The following is a 15,716-nucleotide window of genomic DNA, read 5'->3' on the forward strand; positions in this document are numbered from 1 at the left end:
ATCTGAACCTATTTCGGAACCAGGGAAATTCGCTTTCGCTCGTCAGCGGCGTAGCTTTCTCCCCAACTGGCCATGGCCTGAATGATGGGAGCGAGCGAGCGGCCAAAGGGCGTCAGGGAATATTCAACCTTGGGCAGCACTTGCGGATAGACCTTTCTGTACACGACCCCGTCGGCCTCCAATTCGCGCAATTGCGACGTCAGCATTTGCGCCGTCACGTTATAAACGGGCGATGGTACAGGCATTTCGGCGGTTCGCACGGCGTGTTCCTGATGACGCCGCCGATCGCGCCGCCAGCGACGCATGAAGCAGAACTAGGGCAGGGAGCTGGCGGACGCAGCCGTTGAAGCAGGCGTTCAACACCTCGTCTTCAGCGGCTTGGAAAACGTTGATGAAATTACAAATGGTCGGAAATTCGCGCCGCACTTCACCGACAAAGCCAAGATTGAGGACTATAGCCGTTCGGCTTGTGTTGCTGTCCTTGAGCGGTCGCGAAAAGGCCCCGCTTGGTTCGCGGGGCAAGGTGAGGGCTGAGCGTCACGTCCCCAAGGCCGTGAACAAAAAACGAAAACGCCGTACGCTATGCCATGGTTCCCTTTCGGCTAAGATTGAAACCGCGCGCGGCATCGACAATCTGTTGCAGCTGCTTCGCGTCGCGCACGCCCTGTTGATAAAGCTCGATGGTGATCGCGGCGATGCGATCCGCCTCCTCGGAGCCAGGCTCTATTCCGAAATCTTCGCAAGTCGCATCGAAAACTGCGTGACATTTGCGCAGGTCATCAGAATCCAAGGGTTCATCGTGGCGACTGAATTGTTTTCGAGACATCACAACATCCTCCATGAAGAACATCTCTTTTGCCATCCCTAAAGAGGCCCCGCCATGACAGCGGGGCAAGGGTTGGGACATAGGAAAGGTCGAGGCGAAGCCTCTGGTCGCTAAATGCGATTGCCGATCTTTGGTTCCACGCAAAGGGCTGCGCGAGGTGCAAGACAAGGCGGCTATTTTAGAGGTCAGCTGGCACCTCGGACATTGGCCCGATGAAACCGGGTTCCCGACGGGCCGGCGATCTCGTTCTGCCAGGTGACCGGGAGAATGGTTCGAGAGATGACGTTCCAGTCCTCGTTGATCTCGATGGGAACCACAGGCTGAATGTTCGGCGTCGCCTTGTCGCCGTCTTCGGGACCGTAGCCGCGGTGGTGGTTGAATTGGAAAGGAACGCTGATTAGCGAGGCGATCGGATTTGAGAGCTTCTTGCCAGATCCTCGCTCGACTGGGCATCGGTGCTGGCACCACTGCATCCCAGGGCCAGACTGAGCAAAGCGGAGCGGTATGATGCCATTGTCAATTTCAGTACCCCTCTCGTCCCAGAGCGAGATCTAGAAGTCAAATGTGACGCCGATGATCGGATGTGGCGAATCAAAGCATACTCGATCGGCAGCCGAAGCTGGCGGCCTAGCGTTTGCAGTTCGGCGTCGGCCTGCCTTCCCCGCAGTTCTTGACCGCCGCTGCGGCCGACTGAGGGCCGCTCGAGCCCGCCGCGCTGCTGATGTGGCTGGCATAGTTGTCACGCGTGTCCTGATCGACGACTGCTACAGGCGCGGCGAGAACCAGACCGGCGACGTTGCCAGCCGCCGCTGCGGCGCCCGTAGTTGCTACAAGGATCTGATCGCCAAGTCCGACCCTGCTGTCGGTGAGCGTCTGGCCCTCCGAAATGCGCTGGCCAATGAGCTGGACGATCTCAGGTGACTCGGCGAACTTGCCGTGGTTCATGCTGTCGCCGGATTTGATCTTGGTGAGGTCGATGACCATGATCTTGTTGTCCTCGAGCTCCTTCTTATACGGGGCCTGCTCCGGATCGATGGCACCCAGCCGGGAGACGTCGCCCCAGACCCGGCGCGAGAAGGCCAGCGCCTTGTCATCACGGGAGACAAACAGCGTGAACTGCGGATGCTGCTTGCCCATGTCGGCGATCTGCTGGCGGAACACGTCGACGTCGACATCGGGGGCCGCGAGCATGACGTTCTTGAACTTCTCAGGCAGCCGGCCGTTGCGAATGGCCATCTGGCGCAAGGATTCCAGTGCCAGCCAGTTGCCCATGGAATGCGCAAGGATCGAGACTTCCTTCACCTCGGGGTCTCTTGCCAGATACTGGAAGAGCGTCTCCAGTGCGTTGCGGGTATAGTTGGTACTTTCCCGATCGTAGCCATAGGCGAGCAGGCTGCCGCGCGAGGGCCAGGTTACCAGAACGGGTGCGCTATGGACGCCGGAGTCGTGGACGATCTGCGCGAAACGGTAGACGGCATCCTCGAACCGATTGTTGAAACCGTGAATGAACACGAGCACGCTGCCGTCCGGGGTCTTCCTGACGGTCGCGCTCAGCCATTTTTTTGCCTTGTCGATGTTGAGATCGTCGGCCTTGACGGTGGCGAAGTCGGTGGCGGGATTGGACGGCAACCTCTTCGGCCAGGCGACCTGTCCTTCCTTGCGAACCTTGCTCGGCGGAATGGATATCGTCATATCGGCAAAGGCAGGAGCCAGCGCCCGTTCGCCGTTGAACATCTCGCCTGGAACCGTGGACCGGGTGCGGGTCGTCGCGATCAGCATGTCGACCTTCGGCGACTGCGGTGAGGTGTTCGCCACGGGGGTCAACACATCCTTCGGATGTCCTCCGCACCCGGGCAATGCTGTAGTCACCGCACATACAAGAAACCAACGAACCCAGCTCGTTCGAGCCGACGCCCACGCTACGCTACTTCGACTGCCCACAGATCGCCCCCATCAAAAATATCTCGCCGACCGTCCCTCGACTGTCTCCTCCTAACAATAATAGACGCCGACCGCGCAACGCCGGACCGTTCGGCGCGCCACTCCGGCAACGCTGTACGGCGTCAGCGGTCTGCCGACCCTGGCTTCTGCCGGGGTCACGATACCGTCTGGCAAGGGGATCGAAAGCTGCTCAGCAACCTCAAGCCCGGAAAATCCGACGGCCGCGGCAATTACAAGAACTCTCACCCGTTGAAACAGGGTCATTGCTTCGCTCCCTTTGCGAGGTGATCGGGAAGCTCGTCGGTGTCCTTGAGCTTCGACAGATCGACCTTCTGCGCGTTCGAGGTGTTTTTGAACGTGTAGTCTGCCGCCATGACATCGGTGCCGGTCTTCCAGTCGCTGATCTGGATGCTGTATTGCGGCCCCTGATCGACCTGTGTCGCGGTGATCACGTAGCGGCACGGGTAGGGGCGGTCGCCTTGAGCGATCCAGATCTGCCAGTCGACCTCCTTGGCGCGGAAGGCGAGATGATCGCACTCGGCCCCCCCGATCACGCCACTCCCAAGGTCTTTCACGTTTGTGACGCCGTCCATCAAGGTGCCGTAGACGTCCGGCAGCAGCAGGTCTGCTCCGGGAACCGGCCGGTGCAGCTTCTCCCGCATTGCGTTGATGAGATCATCGATAGTGCCGGGCACCTCGGCCTGCGCATAGAGGTTGGCGTCTTTGCCAAAAAGGGTCGCCGTCTTGCCGTCAAATGTCATTTCGACATTCGCAAAGCCGCCGTGGCGGGTGACCCGGAGCTTGTCGGGCCGGCCCATTTCCATCTTGCCGGAACTTGCCAGCAGGATCTTCTGATGCTCGGGGGTAACGACCTCGAGATTGGTGTCGTAGGCGAAAGAGATGGCCTTCTGGGAGGCTAGATAGTCGGACATCGCCTTCACCAGCTTCTTGGCGGCGCCTTCGTCGGCATGTGCCACCGACAAGAATCCGGAAACAATCATGGCGACCAACCCGGCCACGAATGCGGCCGTGAAACTATGCCTGGATCTTGATGATGGTCTGGTCATCGACGGAGGCCCTCCGAGCTGATCGTTGCAATCCGTCGAACTCTACAGTCGGACGGCGGGAAAGGCCCGTAACATCTGGTAGCATCTGTTCCGTTACGCTTGGCCGGGCGCAGGTCAACGCGGCACAAGCTCGGTCGGTCCGTGAAGCGGAAGCAGCATTGATGCTCGCACTTCGTCCGACGCCGGCAGGCCCGCCTTTCGGAGGTCGGCGATCAGTCTAGCTTGATCGGCTGGCTGGAAGTTTCTAGCCGTCAGTTCGGTGACGACATTGGGTACGAAATCCGGCCTCATCGCGTTGAAGAGAGTAGCCTCTCGGCGCGCTTCCTGCCCCCGTCCGATGGTCGCCAGATTACCCTCGGTATCGCGACAGAGCCAAGGCGTGATGGTCAGCCAGCTCCACGAGCGCTGTGGCGACTCCTCTTTGCTCCAAGTTGCATGGGAAAAGGCCACCAGCTTCGATCCTAAGGAGTGGCTGCGGATGGTTCTTGTTGCGGCCTCGAGCGCCGGCTTCGTGCCGGGGCCCGTATTTCATGCAGTTTTTATGCATGAAAATTTTCTGCGTTGAAAAACCACTGATATCAATGCCTTACCGAATCGATTTTTGCAATCAAGAGCCTGTCGTGAGACATGGCTTTTTTATGCGCGTTTTATGCATATATTGGATGACGTTTAGTGAGAGGTAGTCCTATGCATCCCGTCCTTCTTGTCCCCGAATTACAAGGTCTGGAGAAGAACGTTTATGACACGCTTGCACGGCGCGGCGGAAGCGGGCTTTCTCAGGCGAAGATCATCCAGTTGCTAGAGCTTCGGCCTTCCAGTCAGTCTTCGGTTTCCCGAGCCCTGGCTAAGCTTGGCGCATCGGGACTCGTTGAAAAGTCCGGAACCACTAGAGACGCGTCTTTCAACTTAACTTCGGAAGCGAGATGGTTTTCAGTTCCCAGCCATCTACGTCCGCATGTGAACTATGATCCAATGCGGTTTCGATCCTATGACACTGACGCTGGACCCTGGCTTGATCCCGCTGCGCGCGCTCTCATGGCCGATTCCGTTGGGCAGGGCGGACTTGATCTCGACCCTTCGACGTACACGCGCGAAATTGCCGAAAGGTTTTTGATCGAGATGTCGTGGGCTTCCTCGGCGCTTGAGGGAAACACGTATTCTCTGCCCGAGACCGAGGCTCTGATCAAATACGCGGAAGTCGCGGGTGGCAAGTCCGAAGTCGAAGTGCAAATGATCTTGAATCACAAGCAGGCTATTGGCTGGGTTATCGACAATATCGCAACGGCGCAGATCACGTCGGAAACGGTGATGAGACTGCACGCTATGCTCATGCGGACACTGGTCAGGCAGAACAATCTGGGAGCGGTTCGGCGCGACCCGGTTTCAATCACGACCAGTTCATACTCTCCGTCGTCCGATCACGCGGAGCTATCAATGGGTCTTTCGGAGCTCTGCTGGAAAGCATCGATGACGAGAGACCCTTTCGAGGCCTCCTTCGCGCTGCTTGCAGGCATCGCGTATCTGCAGCCTTTTATCGATGGCAACAAGCGGACTGGGCGGCTGCTCAGCAATATCCCCCTCCTCAAGGCAGGCCTGCCTCCTATTTCCTTCGTCGGAGTGGGTAGAGCCGCTTACGGCATCGGCATGACGACATGGTACGAACTGGCGGATACAAAATACCTCAGCAAAGCCATCTCCGAAGGCTATGCGATCACAGCGCCGTCCTATCTTGTGGCAGCGACCACCAAGAGAGTGCCACGCTCTATCGAAATCAGGATGCGACGACGCCTTGATGACGCGGTCGCGGAATATCTCAATCGAGCGGTCGATGACCCGGCAATGACACCGGATGATTTCGCAACGGAGGCGTTCGCGGATATCGAGGGCGAAGACTTCGATGTCATTGTTCAATCGTTCTCGGACATCATCGAGTCGATCAGCGAAGTGAACTGTGTCGCATATGGCGTGGAGCCCGACCTTGTCGAACGCTACCACGAGGCAAAGGCTGGCGGCGGCCCCGCACATCGCTGATCGCGGTATTTTGCATAAATAGAAGGCGTACGTTGCTGATCTGAAAGATGTTTTTGTGAATCCAGACATTTGTGCATAAAAGATGCATAAATGTTGGCGCTATCGGCACCGGATATTCACGCGCATGGGATTCGTCGGTTAGGCAAGGCTTCTGAGTAGAGAGACGTTGGAAGTTGGTAATCTAATATCTGTCGAAAGTCGGAGTTTGGCGACGGACATTGGCCATGGAGAGTATTCCACCCGTTAGGGACTGGGCCAACTAACCTGATGTTCATTCCGGCATCCTGCCATTTCTAATGGCCATAAAATCTGCTTCGGAACGATCTCTAACCGAGGGTGGGCCATAATCCAATTTGAGGTGAGCTGAGAGACTGAGGCGGCGGTATCGATTCCGAAGAACCGATCATGCAAGTTCACCAAAGTGGGCTGCTTGGCGTATTCGAAAGTGTTCAACATCTCTTCAACCGTAACCGCCCGATTGTTGTTACCGCGGAGATTTCGCTTTGATGTGGGCGATGAGCTCTATCGTCGTCGACAAAGACTTTGAGGAAGTCGTTCCATTGTTCCATTCGTCGGTCGAGCGGCGAGCGTGAGCAAGCATCTGGCGCAGCTCGTCAATGCCATCGTCAGTGAGAGCAGTAATTGCCTCGTCTGATCCGGCACAGACGCTGATGATACTTCCATAGGTCAGATTATCGGAATTTCTGACGATCGCCCAAGGAGCTCAGGGTCCTCGTCGAGTATTTTCGCGACATAGTCGATGGTTAGGACGTGGGTGATCGTCGCCATCAGGCGGGCTAGGCACAGATTGCAGTAACCGGCACCCAATTCACCCCAGCCAATACCTCGGCCCCGGCCCATTGCGTCCTGCCACATCAGCAGGGTTCGCCAGGCTACTCCGGTCGATGGTCGATCGACAGCCAGCCGCAGCCGATGCACTCGGTAAGCCCCGACCGCAGGCGCTGCAACTCGGTTATGCTGATCGATGCGCAATGCCCACTCGCTAGACAGCCGTGACCAATCCCGACGCGACGGCACGCGGTTTGCCGGCAACTTGGCGAGCTCGGCGCCGATCTCCTCAAGCGTCAACCCAATGCGCTGTGCAAAGGCGATGAAGGCGATCCCGGCGCAGTACGGACCGGTGATAACCGACAAGTCGCTTGAGCGAGGCACCTTGCAACGGAGCGGGTCATGCCATATCCTATGCACGTAAAATATGTTTCTACATATGGCAGGCAGAGAGATGGCTCAAGCGCACAAACACCCTGGAGAGATCGGTCCGTTGATACTGTCTTACATGGATCGAGGTGGAAAAATCGCGATCGGGCAAGTGGCAGACGGTTTTGGCATGTCTAAAGGCCAGCTTGCGGAAACTGCGGGACTTGCGCGCGAAAGCCTCTACCGGAGCGAGCGCAGCGGTGCAGCGAAAACGCAGAGCCGTCTTCGCGAGATGCTTGAAATCATCAGCCGGATCACAGAGTGGGCCGGCGGCAAGGAACAGGCAATGGCCTGGTACCGGGCACAACCGCTGCCGGCTTTCGGTGACCGAACTGCCGAGGCACTTGTAAAGGATGGCAAGGCTGCAGCCGTTCGCGATTATCTCGACCACATGGCCTTGGGCGGCTTTGCTTGAGGTTTAAGGGAACCTGCTATCGCGCGCATGATCCACGCTGGTCCTTTAAACCAACATCCGGCGATGGTGCTGCAATCAGGGGCGCCCGCTTCAATCCGAAGGGAGTGCCGGCGCTTTACGTTGCGCGCAGCATCATGACGGCTGTAAAGGAAGCCAATCAAGGCTTCGCCCACCGCATCGATCCCTGCGTCCTGTGTTCTTACGACATTGACTGCGAGGACGTCGCTGATCTGACCACCGAGCAAGGCAGGCGCGAATATTCTGTTTCATTCGATGAAATGACTTGCGCCTGGGCAACCGCACTTGCAGATGCACGACGCCCCGCCTCCTGGGCGATCTACGATCGCCTCCACGGGCACGGCGCGGCCGGCATCCTCGTGCCGAGTTTCGCGCCTGGCGCCGAGTCGGATGACCAGAACCTCGTTTTGTGGAAATGGGGGCCAGATCTCCCTCGCCAGGTAAAGGTGGATGACCCGAGCGGTCGGCTCCCCAAAGATCAGCTATCGTGGCGTTGAAGCGTTTGCTTCACGCGCCGCTACTCAGCGCTTCGCGCGAACCATCCCACGCGACATCGATGCCGCCACGCACGCAATCGAACTCCCCTGGAGCAACGGCCAGACCGAGGGTGTGGCCGGTCGCGAAGTGTTGCATTTTGTCATTGGGTTTTGCAGTCGAATTGACCTTTGGCCGGCCGAATTTGTAAGAGGTCTGCAACTCCTACCGGAAGCTGGGCTTGGGATGATGCGCGCATTCCGGCCAACCGGAAATCACCGGCCGCCAGCAGGTCTTTTGCCCTTGAGGCTCAGGTGACCAGTATCACGAAGACCCAGCGCGAACCTGGCCCATTTTTAGGTCGCGCCTGGATGCAGACATCGACCGAGGAGAACCGAAACAATGCCTGTTGCCGCTATGCAGGGCAGGCAGGGCGATGTGAGTATGAACAGGTCGAAGACCCCGAGATCGCGGCCCTACGATCACCCCAGCCAATACCTCGGCCCCGGCCCCTTGCGTCCTGCCACATCAGCAGGATTCGCCAGGCTACACCGGTCGATCGACAGGCAGCCGCAGCCGATGCATTCGGTAAGCCCGGACCGCAGGCGCTGCAACTCGGCTATGCGCTGGTCGATGCGCATTGCCCACTCGCCCGACAGCCGTGACCAATCCCGACGCGACGGCACGCGGTCGACCGGCAACTTGGCGAGCTCGGCGCCGATCTCCTCAAGCCTCAACCCAATGCGTTGCGCAAAGACGATGAAGGCGATCCGGCGCAGTACGGATCGGTGATAACGCCTGTGCCCCGAGCCGGCCCGCTCGGACGGGATCAACCCGCGCTCCTCGTAGAAACGCAGTGCCGACGAGGCTACGCCGCTGCGCCGCGACACGTCGGTGATGGTTAGCATCGGATCCATGCATGAATAAGAGCACGAATCCCACTTGACTTCAAGTTAACTTGAACTTGTAGCAACTGTTCTCACGGACTAAAGGAGCACCGCCAATGCAGATGAAAATCGATCTTCAGGGACTTCGCGTGATCGTGACAGGCGGTACGTCCGGCCTCGGACTGTCGCTTGTGCGGCAGCTTACGGCGAAGGGCGCGCGCGTCGCCTTCGTCGCTCGCACGGCAGCCAATGTCGAGCGCGTTGCAGCCGAGACAGGCGCGCACGGCATTGTCGCGGACATCGGCAAGAAGGACGACATCTACCCGATCGCAATGCAGGTCACGGCCAGCTTTGGCGGGATCGACGTCCTGATCAACAATGCTTCAAGCCTCGGTCCTGTCACTCTGGCCCTTCTTGCCGATACCGATTGCGAGGAGCTGGAAGCGGCGCTTGCGGTCAACGTCCTCGGCGTCTTCCGGCTGACGAAAGCCCTGTTTGGTGCGCTTGCCGCGTCAGCACGCGAGGGCCGCGGTGCGCTGGTGATCAACATCTCCAGCGACGCGGCGGTCAACGCGTATCCCGGCTGGGGCGCCTATGGCGCGAGCAAGGCCGCTCTTGTCCATCTGACCGCGATCTGGGACGAGGAGGCGAAACCCGATGGTATCAAGCTCCTTTCGCTCGACCCTGGCGATATGGACACCCCACTTCACGCGCTGGCGCTTCCGGACGCCGATCCGTCGACCTTGAAGGCCCCCGAGCTTGCTGCTGGCGAGATCATCGAAACGATGCTCGACGCATTGTCGGTCCGGGCCCAGCTTTTCCCCGGGGAACAAGCATGATTGCCGACCTTTCCGATCGGCGTTCCGCCAGACTGTTCGTCGTCGAGACGGGCGGCACGATGCGTGACCTGCCGCGCACGAGGCTCGCGACGCTGTTTAATCCGAGCGATCTGGTCGTCGCCAATGACGCCGCGACCTTGCCTGCCAGCTTACACGGCACGCATATCCCAAGCGGTGAGGCGATCGAGATTCGCCTGGCCGGCTGGCTAACACTTTCCGATCCTACCCGCTTCGTGGCGATTGCCTTCGGCTTTGGTGATCACCGCACGCCAACGGAGGACCGGCTGCCTCCGCCTGCGCTGTCAACAGGCGACCGCCTGCGGCTCGGCCCGCTTGACGCCGTCGTCGAGCGTCTTCTCGACCATCCACGACTTCTCGAGCTCCGCTTCCCAGGAAACCCCGCAGCGGTACTTGCAGGAATGGCGCAGCACGGTCGGCCGATCCAATACGCGCATGTTCCCGAGCCATTGGCGCTGTGGGATGTTTGGACGAAGATTGCCGCCCGGCCGTTGGCGTTCGAGGCGCCGTCAGCGTCTTTCGCGCTCGACTGGCGCACGCTTCAAACCTGGCGTCGGCGCGACGTCGGATTCGCAGCACTCACGCATGCCGCGGGCGTTTCTTCCACTGGCGATCCCGCGCTCGACCTGCGCCTTCCCTTCGACGAGCCGTACCACATCCCCGAGCGCACCGCGGAGCGCGTCGCGCGGGCGAAGCTTTGCGGCAGCCGCATCATCGCGATCGGCACGAGCGTCGTGCGCGCGCTCGAGGCCGCTGCCAATCCCGATGGCAGCGTGCGCGCCGGAAATGGCATTGCGACAGGGCGCATCGCGCAGGGCACGTCGCTTCGCGTGGCCGATGCGGTTCTTACGGGCGTCCACCAACCCGGCGAAAGCCATTTCGAGCTCCTGCGCGCCTTCGCTGACGATGCCCTGCTCGCCGAGACATTCGCAGCGCTCACCGCGTCCGGCTACCGCGCGCATGAATTCGGCGATTCCGTGCTGTATAACTGCCAGCCGCTGCAGCTATCGGCGGGAACGGAAGGCGAACCTCTCATCACGCGGCTTGGCTATGATGTCGGCAAGATTGATGGCGTTCCCGGCGTGCTGGACGTGAAAATCTAGCCGATGGCCTCGCCACTTCAACTCCGCTCAAGGCGGCGCTTTCCAGTCGTGGTCGAAAACCATCAGCCGCGGCAGCTTTCTCTTGGCTTTTGAGAGATCACGATGATCGTCAGAGTATGTTCGAGCCGCAGAGGCGTTCCGCCTCCTTTGCGATAATGTTCAACGCGAGGCGCGGCCGCAGCCGTCCGAAACCGGCGTTCTCCTACCGTCAAACGGCGCACCAAGGTGGTCCCTGGCGCTCACTCTTCTCAGATCGGAACTCGTGCAAGGGGACTTCCGGAACATCTCTGAGTGTGTTCTGTTCGGATATCGCAACTCAGGGGGCAACCATGCTTCGATATCTTGTGATTTCCAAACGTACGCTCCCGTCGAGTGTCTCAAATGCTTGGAAAGCAATGGATATCGTTCTGGCGGGTCCGATTGCTGCGGCAGCCCTTGAGGCGTCTGACCTTGGTGGCCACGATGGCGCGATCGTCGATCTCGATTACGAGGGTCACGAGATGATCGCGTGCGTGGAAATGCTTGACGTTGGCCAGATCCCTTTCGTGTTCGCGGCCTTCGTTTCGAGTTCATTGAAGCCCCCCGGATGCTTTGTTCTGAGCGAGGCGAAAGGAGAAATCTGTGCGATCTACCATCGTCTCCGGCAAACCTTTCGAACACATTAGGATTCGCTTGAACTCTTCGATCAGAAGCGTAGGGTTTTGCTAGGGCGTGAGTTCGCGGAGGGTGCCGTGCATCAGATGAGATACTTCCCGGACATCCTGACGTCCACCGACTTTGAGATTCTCACACCGGTTTTCGAACGTCTGCGGGCAGACAACATCTGCACCGATCCCGACCGGCTGGCGCGAACAATTATTGCCTTGTACCGCGTCGGTCTTGTCTGCCCCCGACGCCTAAGTGCGATGGCCCGTTATCTGGAAGCCAGGCAGACGGCGTTCCACTAGCTGCTCTTAGTGACCTCAGGGATTCCTGATACGGGTTGCCTCAGCCAGACGCGAGCCACGAGGCGGTCAACCTGAAGCGAACTTCTGATCGCCCGCCTTTCCTACCTGGTTGCAGCTTCGCTGAAGGAGACCTCGTCCAAAGCCAGCATCAAAGCCATCCGTGCACGCGCGACGCGGCTTTTTATGGTGCCGATTTCGCACCCGCACTCCTTTGCAGCATCCATGTACGAGCGCCCGGCCACGACCAGCATTAGCGGTTGTCTCAACTGTTGGGGCAGGCGATCAATCGCGTCTGAAACATCTTTCAGCCGCAATGGCCAATCCTGATCCGATGGCACGGGGATCTCGAAGGAGCCGTCGGAGAGATCGGAGGCCGGACGACAACGCTTCGAGCGCTTGTACTGGCTGCAGTAGTGGTTTCGCAGGATGGTGAACATCCAGCTCTTGAGGTTGGTTCCGGGCGTGAAATGATCCAGATGACTGAGGGCCTTCATGATCGTTTCCTGAGCAAGATCCTCGGCGTCGGCATCTGATTTGGTAAAGCGCCGCGCGAAGGCCTGCATGACAGGACGCAGGGCAACGATGTCATCCTGAATGGAAGGGTACTGCGGCATTGCGGTTCCTCCGAACATCAACCGCAATGGATACGAGCACTAATGGTTCCGGCATTTCGCCCACCGTCCGATATCGAACCAAAAGGTTTGGGTTTGACGACACAGCAGTGAACGAATCTTGGCGTTTCGGTCAGTGATCTCGAAGCGCAATTTGATATCCTTCAGCAGGCTCGTGGTGACACCGCGCCCTTACAATTTCGGTGTCAGCATCTGAAAGCGATCTCGGATCGTGGAGCAGGTGTCGCCACCCAGGCGCGCAATGGCATCGACTTCGGCGGGATCGACGCGCAGCCGTTCCGGATCGACGACGCCATCGCGATAGTGCGCGTAGATGATTTCGCCCAGGATGATCTGCCGGGATTTCCCGAGCTCCAGCGTGACGTGACGCCGGCACTCAAAGGCTGCCGGCGCCTCCGCAATCCATGGCGAGGCGACCTTCTGGCCAGGCATCGCCGTCAGCCCGGCTTCCTTCAATTCGTCGACGCCGCGCGGATATTTCGAACCGCAGATATGCATCGCATCCGCGATGGCAAACGACACGATGTTGACCGTGAAGACCTCGGTCATGCGGATGTTATGGCCCGTGTCCTTGAAGGACATGTCCGGATTGTTCTCGACGCCGAGCGCCAGGATCGGCGGATCGGCCGACAGGCAGTTGAAGAAGCTGAAGGGTGCGGCATTGATGCGGCCATGCTCGTCGATGGTCGTCACGAGCGCAATCGGCCGCGGAATGATGGTCCCGATCATCAGCTTGTAGCGTTCGCGCTCGGAGAGCGTTTCGAAGTCGAAGGAAATGGTCATGGATCAGCTTGCTGCCCGCATCGGCGCAAAGGCGCTCATCGCGCCCGTGAAGGGCTTGGCCAGCGGCGATGCATAGGAGCCGCGCTTGCTGGTCGAGAGCCCAAGCGACACCAGCGCCTCCGCCTGCTTGACCGCAGCAGCGACACCGTCGACGACCGGGACGCCGTAGATATCCTGCAGCTCGCGCGCCAGATCGGTCATGCCGGCGCAACCGAGCACGATCGCCTCCGCCCCATCTTCCAAGAGTGCCCGTTCGATCTCGGTTCGCAGCTTGTCGATGGCACCCGACGCGGGGTCTTCGAGCTGAAGAACCGGTATATCCGATGCGCGCACCTTTGCACGTCCGCCCATGCCATAGCGCCGCACGAGATTGTCGATCAGAACGCGCGAGCGCTCCAGCGTCGTCACGACGGTAAAGCGTTGCGCCAGGAACCCGGCCGTCGCGACAGCGGACTCGCAGAGCCCGAGCACCGGCACGTCGGCAAAGCTGCGCGCGGCATCAAGCCCGGTATCGTCGAAGCAGGCGATGATGGCCGCGTCATAACCACCGGCCTTCTGTTCCTTCAGTTCGTTGAGAAGCCCCGGGATGGCCAAGGCGCCGTCGTAATGCCCCTCGATCGAGACCGGCCCCATACGGGAGGTCGCAGCAATAATATCGGTGCCGGAGGCCGCGACCGCGCGGGCAGCGACAGCCGCCTTCTCGGTCATGGAGGCCGTCGTATTGGGATTGACGAGAAGAATGCGCATCAGATCAACTTGTTTTTGCTTGGCGCCGGCGCAGCATGAGCATGATACCGAGCGCGACGAGAATGATGGTGAAGGAAAACAGCGTCGTCACCGTTCCGAGCGCGTAGAGCACCGGCGTCGTGACGTTGGTGGTCATGCCGTAAATCTCGAGCGGCAGCGTGTTGTAGCTGCCCGATGTCATCAGCGTCCGAGCGAATTCGTCATAGGAAAGTGTGAAGCCGAAAAGGCCAACGCCGATCAGGCTTGGCGCAATCATCGGCAGCACGACATGCCTGAACGTCTGCCAGGAGGTCGCGCCGAGATCGCGCGCCGCCTCTTCATAGGCGGGCGAGAAGCGGTTGAAGACGGCAAACATGATCAGCACGCCGAACGGCAGCGTCCATGTCAGATGCGCGCCGAAAGCGGATGAATACCAGGCTGGCTTCAGGCCGCTTTGCTGGAACACCACGCCGATCCCGAGCGAAATGATGATCGATGGAACGACGAGGCTTGCGACCGTCGCATAAAAAAGCACGGTCGAACCGCGGAAGCGGCGCCGGAACGCCAGGCCCGCCAGCAGCGAAACGACAACGGTTACCACCATCACCATCAGCCCGAGCGTGAAGGAGCGACGGAAAGAGGCGCCGAAGTCGCCGACCGCCTGCTTCTCGAACAGATTGAAAAACCAATGAACGGATACACCATTCAGCGGGAACGTCAGGCCGCCATCCGGCCCCTGGAAGGACAGGATCAGGATCGCCGACAGCGGTCCGTACAGGAACAGCACGAAGACGAGAAAGAACGCCGCAAGCACATAGAATTCGAAGGTGCGCTTCTCGTGGTTCATCTCACAGCTCCTTGCGGATATCGACGACGCGAAGGATCGCGGCAACCATCAGGAGGACGACCACCAGCAGCACCACCGCGTTGGCGGCAGCGGCCGGATATTGCAGCAGCGACATCTGGTTCTTCATCATCAGTGCCACGGAGGCGCTCTGGCCGCCGGACATGACCTGGACGGTCGAGAAATCGGCCATGACGAGGGTGACGACGAAAATCGTCCCGATCGCCATGCCGGGCTTTGCAAGTGGCAGAACGACGTTCCAGAGGATCTGCCAGCCGCTGGCGCCGGCATCGCGCGCCGCCTCGAAGAGTGAGCGATCGATGCGCATCAGCGTATTGAAGATCGGCGTTACCATGAACAGCGTGTAGAGGTGCACCATGGCAAGAACGACGGCGAAATCGGAATAGAGCAGCCATTCGATCGGCTGCGGCACGATGCCCATCTGAACCAGCGCCGAGTTGACGAGCCCATTACGGCCAAGCACCGGGATCCAGGAGATCATCCGGATGATGTTCGACGTCATGAACGGCACGGTGCAGACCAGGAAGAGGATCATCTGTGTCGTCGTGCGGCGGATGTGGAAGGCCAGGAAGTAGGCGACCCAGAAGCCGATGAAGAGCGTCAAGCCCCAGACGATGACCGTGAATTTCAGGGTGTTGAGATAGGTCTTCCAAGTAACCCATGAACCGAGCGTGTCGGTGTAGTTCATCGTCAAGAAAGCGGGGTAAAGGCCGGCGAAATCATAATCCCAGAAACTGACAACAGCGATCATGGCGATCGGCAGGATGAAGAAGAAACCGAGAATGAGAACCAGCGGCGTCGCCTGCAGATAAGAGGCTGCCCATGCCGGCCATCCGATCCTTCGACGGCTTATCTGTTGCGATTGTTGCTCGGCCTGCGAAGACGCGATCGTGGCCATCTTCCGGTCTCTCCGTTGTGGATACCCT

General features: G+C 59.4%; 17 protein-coding genes and 6 pseudogenes. 8 read left to right on the top strand and 15 right to left on the bottom strand.

Features of this window, described 5'->3' with window-relative positions; translation table 11 throughout:
* Positions 1-8 precede the first annotated feature (8 nt).
* Positions 9-218, bottom strand: a pseudogene (locus LPU83_RS61545) (winged helix-turn-helix transcriptional regulator); the annotation flags it as partial.
* 27 nt (positions 219-245) lie between these two features.
* On the opposite strand from LPU83_RS61545, the pseudogene LPU83_RS61550 reads away from it, so the two are divergent.
* Positions 246-462, top strand: a pseudogene (locus tag LPU83_RS61550) (NmrA family NAD(P)-binding protein); the annotation flags it as partial.
* Positions 463-580: 118 nt separating this feature from the next.
* On the opposite strand, the gene LPU83_RS73215 reads toward LPU83_RS61550, so the two are convergent.
* From LPU83_RS73215 to LPU83_RS61575, 6 genes and pseudogenes are all read right to left on the bottom strand, one after another.
* A complete protein-coding gene (locus LPU83_RS73215) occupies positions 581-862 on the bottom strand; it encodes a hypothetical protein (protein ID WP_167546225.1) in 282 nt (93 codons plus the stop codon).
* 179 nt (positions 863-1,041) lie between these two features.
* Positions 1,042-1,340, bottom strand: a pseudogene (locus LPU83_RS61555) (transporter); the annotation flags it as partial.
* A gap of 113 nt (positions 1,341-1,453) precedes the next feature.
* Positions 1,454-2,695, bottom strand: coding sequence for an alpha/beta hydrolase (locus tag LPU83_RS61560; protein WP_051166706.1), 1,242 nt, complete (start codon positions 2,693-2,695; stop codon positions 1,454-1,456).
* Between the two features lie 123 nt (positions 2,696-2,818).
* Positions 2,819-3,031: a hypothetical protein gene (locus tag LPU83_RS61565; protein WP_024316557.1), complete on the bottom strand. Its 213-nt coding sequence runs from the start codon at positions 3,029-3,031 to the stop codon at positions 2,819-2,821.
* Positions 3,028-3,834, bottom strand: a complete 807-nt coding sequence (locus LPU83_RS61570) for a DUF2092 domain-containing protein (RefSeq protein ID WP_040680807.1) — start codon at positions 3,832-3,834, stop codon at positions 3,028-3,030. The genes LPU83_RS61565 and LPU83_RS61570 overlap by 4 nt, the downstream gene beginning before the upstream one ends.
* Positions 3,835-3,948: 114 nt before the next feature.
* A pseudogene (locus tag LPU83_RS61575) lies at positions 3,949-4,170 on the bottom strand (adenylate cyclase); the annotation flags it as partial.
* Positions 4,171-4,869: 699 nt separating this feature from the next.
* On the opposite strand from LPU83_RS61575, the gene LPU83_RS61580 reads away from it, so the two are divergent.
* Positions 4,870-5,865 carry a Fic family protein gene (locus tag LPU83_RS61580; RefSeq protein WP_157997378.1) on the top strand — a complete coding sequence of 332 codons (996 nt, stop codon included), beginning with the start codon at positions 4,870-4,872 and terminating at the stop codon, positions 5,863-5,865.
* Between the two features lie 484 nt (positions 5,866-6,349).
* Here LPU83_RS61580 and LPU83_RS61585 read toward each other — a convergent pair.
* Positions 6,350-6,654 (bottom strand): annotated as a pseudogene (locus tag LPU83_RS61585) (hypothetical protein).
* Positions 6,655-6,900: 246 nt separating this feature from the next.
* Positions 6,901-7,074 (bottom strand): annotated as a pseudogene (locus LPU83_RS75430) (hypothetical protein); the annotation flags it as partial.
* A gap of 34 nt (positions 7,075-7,108) precedes the next feature.
* On the opposite strand from LPU83_RS75430, the gene LPU83_RS61595 reads away from it, so the two are divergent.
* Together LPU83_RS61595 and LPU83_RS61600 are read left to right on the top strand one after the other, a co-directional pair.
* On the top strand, positions 7,109-7,498 hold the full coding sequence (locus tag LPU83_RS61595) for an antitoxin Xre/MbcA/ParS toxin-binding domain-containing protein (protein ID WP_024316552.1): 390 nt from the start codon (positions 7,109-7,111) through the stop codon (positions 7,496-7,498).
* Positions 7,495-8,013 (top strand): RES family NAD+ phosphorylase, encoded by a 519-nt coding sequence (locus LPU83_RS61600; RefSeq protein WP_024316551.1) that lies wholly within the window; start codon positions 7,495-7,497, stop codon positions 8,011-8,013. Before LPU83_RS61595 ends, LPU83_RS61600 begins: the two co-directional genes overlap by 4 nt.
* A gap of 459 nt (positions 8,014-8,472) precedes the next feature.
* Here the strand turns inward: LPU83_RS61600 and soxR are convergent, their stop codons facing one another.
* Positions 8,473-8,907 (bottom strand): redox-sensitive transcriptional activator SoxR, encoded by a 435-nt coding sequence (gene soxR, locus LPU83_RS61610; RefSeq protein ID WP_024316549.1) that lies wholly within the window; start codon positions 8,905-8,907, stop codon positions 8,473-8,475.
* 86 nt (positions 8,908-8,993) lie between these two features.
* Here soxR and LPU83_RS61615 point away from each other — a divergent pair, with 86 nt between their 5' ends.
* The 4 genes from LPU83_RS61615 to LPU83_RS61630 all read left to right on the top strand — a co-directional run bounded on the left by LPU83_RS61615 (position 8,994) and on the right by LPU83_RS61630 (position 11,784).
* The gene (locus LPU83_RS61615) at positions 8,994-9,716 is read left to right on the top strand and encodes an SDR family NAD(P)-dependent oxidoreductase (protein ID WP_024316548.1); all 723 of its coding nucleotides are present in this window, start codon (positions 8,994-8,996) and stop codon (positions 9,714-9,716) included.
* Complete coding sequence (locus tag LPU83_RS61620; protein ID WP_024316547.1) at positions 9,713-10,837, top strand: S-adenosylmethionine:tRNA ribosyltransferase-isomerase; 1,125 nt, start codon at positions 9,713-9,715, stop codon at positions 10,835-10,837. The genes LPU83_RS61615 and LPU83_RS61620 overlap by 4 nt, the downstream gene beginning before the upstream one ends.
* 395 nt (positions 10,838-11,232) lie before the next feature.
* Positions 11,233-11,502, top strand: a complete 270-nt coding sequence (locus LPU83_RS61625; protein WP_024316546.1) for a hypothetical protein — start codon at positions 11,233-11,235, stop codon at positions 11,500-11,502.
* A 66-nt stretch (positions 11,503-11,568) separates the two neighbouring features.
* Positions 11,569-11,784, top strand: coding sequence for a hypothetical protein (locus tag LPU83_RS61630; RefSeq protein WP_141652584.1), 216 nt, complete (start codon positions 11,569-11,571; stop codon positions 11,782-11,784).
* Between the two features lie 101 nt (positions 11,785-11,885).
* Here LPU83_RS61630 and LPU83_RS61635 read toward each other — a convergent pair whose 3' ends face one another.
* From LPU83_RS61635 to LPU83_RS61655, 5 genes are all read right to left on the bottom strand, one after another.
* Positions 11,886-12,398, bottom strand: a complete 513-nt coding sequence (locus LPU83_RS61635; protein ID WP_225040517.1) for a sigma-70 family RNA polymerase sigma factor — start codon at positions 12,396-12,398, stop codon at positions 11,886-11,888.
* A gap of 189 nt (positions 12,399-12,587) precedes the next feature.
* Positions 12,588-13,199 (bottom strand): flavin reductase family protein, encoded by a 612-nt coding sequence (locus LPU83_RS61640; RefSeq protein WP_024316543.1) that lies wholly within the window; start codon positions 13,197-13,199, stop codon positions 12,588-12,590.
* Between the two features lie 3 nt (positions 13,200-13,202).
* On the bottom strand, positions 13,203-13,946 hold the full coding sequence (locus tag LPU83_RS61645) for an aspartate/glutamate racemase family protein (protein WP_024316542.1): 744 nt from the start codon (positions 13,944-13,946) through the stop codon (positions 13,203-13,205).
* A 4-nt stretch (positions 13,947-13,950) separates the two neighbouring features.
* Positions 13,951-14,772, bottom strand: a complete 822-nt coding sequence (locus LPU83_RS61650; RefSeq protein WP_024316541.1) for an ABC transporter permease — start codon at positions 14,770-14,772, stop codon at positions 13,951-13,953.
* 1 nt (position 14,773) lies between these two features.
* Positions 14,774-15,688, bottom strand: a complete 915-nt coding sequence (locus LPU83_RS61655; protein ID WP_024316540.1) for an ABC transporter permease — start codon at positions 15,686-15,688, stop codon at positions 14,774-14,776.
* Between the last annotated feature and the right edge of the window lie 28 nt (positions 15,689-15,716).

Source organism: Rhizobium favelukesii, assembly GCF_000577275.2.
GTDB lineage: Bacteria > Pseudomonadota > Alphaproteobacteria > Rhizobiales > Rhizobiaceae > Rhizobium > Rhizobium favelukesii.